Raw genomic sequence first — 460 nt, 5'->3', positions numbered from 1 at the left:
ATGAATCGCTTCGCATCACCCGTTTCGATGTCGTTTATCCAGTTTTGAAAGAATAAGATAAAAGTTTTGAAAAAAGCTTGTATTAATCACCAGAATTGGTATAATAAATCTTGTCTTTCAAATTAGTAATTAGTCTGGTAATGATGGCAAAGAGGCCACACCCGTTCCCATCCCGAACACGGCAGTTAAGCTCTTTTGCGCCGATGGTAGTTGGGGGATCTCCCCCTGTGAGAGTAGGACGTTGCCAGGCTGATCATATTATTCCGAAGTAGCTCAGTGGTAGAGCACCGCACTGTTAATGCGATGGTCGTAGGTTCGAGTCCTACCTTCGGAGCCATTTTTCTGGAGAGCTGTCCGAGTGGCCGAAGGAGCATGATTGGAAATCATGTAGGCGGGCAACCGTCTCAAGGGTTCGAATCCCTTGCTCTCCGCCAGTAGATAACTCATCATTAAATTCAGT

The 460-nt window shown here is 45.7% G+C and carries 2 tRNA genes and 1 rRNA gene; all 3 read left to right on the top strand.

Features of this window, described 5'->3' with window-relative positions:
* Positions 1-133: 133 nt before the first annotated feature.
* Positions 134-250, top strand: a 5S ribosomal RNA gene (gene rrf, locus CXF70_RS07385).
* Between the two features lie 12 nt (positions 251-262).
* Positions 263-337 (top strand) — tRNA-Asn (locus CXF70_RS07380).
* Between the two features lie 7 nt (positions 338-344).
* A tRNA-Ser gene (locus CXF70_RS07375) sits at positions 345-434 on the top strand.
* The last annotated feature ends 26 nt before the right edge of the window (positions 435-460 follow it).

This window comes from Planomicrobium sp. MB-3u-38 (assembly GCF_002836425.1).
GTDB classification, from domain to species: domain Bacteria; phylum Bacillota; class Bacilli; order Bacillales_A; family Planococcaceae; genus Planococcus; species Planococcus okeanokoites.
The sequence above is the reverse complement of the archived record's forward strand: the minus strand, read 5'-3'. Positions and strand labels throughout refer to the sequence as shown.